Raw genomic sequence first — 669 nt, 5'->3', positions numbered from 1 at the left:
CCTTACCTGCCGTTGTCGGCGGGGCTTGGTATTTGAACCAGCAACAGATTCATAATCAGACAACGCTGGTGCAAACCATTACCAAGCTAGAAAGCGAGAAAGCGGAAATCACAGCGCTCTATGAAGAGCAATTAGATACCAACCACTCACTCTCTCAAGCTTTGACGGACAAGAACAACCAGATTCAACTGCTCGGAAAGCGCGTATTTGATGTGGAATCGGTACTCGGCCTTGCTGATGAAGAGCTGTCTATCGATGAGAACAACCTCGCCTTAGAAGAGCGAATTGATGCGGCAGCTATAGATTCTGCGGTTCGTGCGACCATGTTCCGTTTGATTCCGAATGACAGCCCAGTGACGTATCAACGAATCTCTTCTTCTTACGGCAGTCGGATCAATCCTATCTCAGGCAGAAGACACGTGCATACCGGTATCGATTTGACCTGTAAGCGCGGTGAAGAAATCCTCGCACCTGCAGACGGAGTGGTGGAAACCGCTCGCCCGAGTAATCGTGGCTATGGCAACTATGTCACCATTCGTCACTCATTTGGCTTTATGAGCTCCTTTGCTCACTTACAACGCTTTAAAGTGAAAAGCGGCCAATTTGTCAGTAAAGGCGATGTGATTGCTCAATGTGGTAGTTCAGGTAATTCCACTGGCCCGCACCTGC

At 49.0% G+C, this 669-nt stretch carries 1 protein-coding gene; it reads left to right on the top strand.

Annotated features, from left to right (window positions below; genetic code table 11):
* Positions 1 to 669: M23 family metallopeptidase (locus R7Z50_RS27925; protein ID WP_318149810.1), on the top strand; the 669-nt coding region annotated here is incomplete at both ends.

It is taken from the genome of Vibrio sp. 1249-1 (genome assembly GCF_033340495.1).
The sequence above is the reverse complement of the archived record's forward strand: the minus strand, read 5'-3'. Positions and strand labels throughout refer to the sequence as shown.